This window comes from Moorena sp. SIO4A1 (assembly GCF_010672065.1).
In the GTDB taxonomy this organism is placed as follows: Bacteria; Cyanobacteriota; Cyanobacteriia; order Cyanobacteriales; family Coleofasciculaceae; genus Moorena.
Genome location: NZ_JAAHHX010000836.1, coordinates 1 through 1,270, shown reverse-complemented (window position 1 = coordinate 1,270; position 1,270 = coordinate 1). Strand labels below are relative to the sequence as shown.

Genomic DNA, 1,270 nt, shown 5'->3' with positions numbered 1-1,270 from the left:
CCTGGGGGGGCGACATGAGAGCTAAAAAGTAGACTGTATAAGCTTCATAGCTCTCATACCTCGTAAATAATTATCGAGCTTATGACGACTTAAACGCATTAACTTATCAACTAATTCCCAACATTGCGACCTAATATTAATCCATTTTTGAGCATACATTCCAATATAAAAATTACTATGTCTTTTAGTTGATCGCCCATATTCTTTGACTCTAGCTACATAGTTCTGAACTCCTTTTTTATTAATTTTTTCTCCCTGAATAGTTGCAATAAAGTAAGCAAAAGAGATTATAATAACTAAAGATATAAAGCGTTCGCCGACAACATTACTGCCTTCCATATTATATCCACCGCTTTTATAATCTCGGAACATCTCCTCAATATCAAAACGTTTTTTATAAGCGGATATTGCCTCAGATACTTCGCTCATATTTGTTAGAATAAACCAACCTTCTTTTGTTACTGAATTTCGATAACTTTTCTTCCATTTACAGGCAATACTAAATCCTGATACTTGTTTAGTTTTGGTGACTTTAACCTTTTCAAAAAATAACGAAATTCCCGGTTTCAATCCCGAGTTTTTCAAGGAAATCCACCCCTGATTTTTGAGCTCAATTTGCTCGTTTTCTCTAAGTCTTAAACAAAACTTAAAACCTTGTTTATCTAGCCACTCAGCCAATTTAACTGAACAAAATTCCCGGTCACCCAAAATGACAACATCATAGCCATCAAATAGCCCTATAATAGTTGATATTATTTGTTTTTGCTCTGAAAAATTACTTGAACCAAGTTTTGAAAGAAGTTCAAAATAAATTGGGATTGCTCGATTTTTATAAATTAGACTAATCATCAATAAATTTTTGTCCTTCCAATTAGTTCTATCGATAGCTAAATAGATTATTTTCTCTTTAGGAAATGTTTGATTTATCCATTCTTTAATAATTGGAAACCACAAATATTTGACATCAAATACTGGCAAAGACAAAAATCTCTGTAGTTTTTTACGTCGTGATTGAAATTGAATGGGTAAAGGGAGTGACTCTGCGATTTTTTCAAGTTTTATATTTTTGGTGTCTTGTATAATTATTATTATAAGGTAAAAAAACAATAATTGAGATTCACAAAGTAGATTTTTTAGATGTTTTTGATATAATTTTGGTAGCATTTTCAATTGATAGGTCGTATTGACAATTTATGACCTATCTTTTTTTACCATAATTTGGTCAATTTAAGATATATCAAGGGTTACAGGGCGCTTGTCGCCCCCCCAG

At 31.8% G+C, this 1,270-nt stretch carries 1 pseudogene; it reads right to left on the bottom strand.

Annotated features, from left to right (window positions below):
* Positions 1-1,164, bottom strand: a pseudogene (locus tag F6K53_RS43330) (IS4 family transposase); the annotation flags it as partial.
* Between the last annotated feature and the right edge of the window lie 106 nt (positions 1,165-1,270).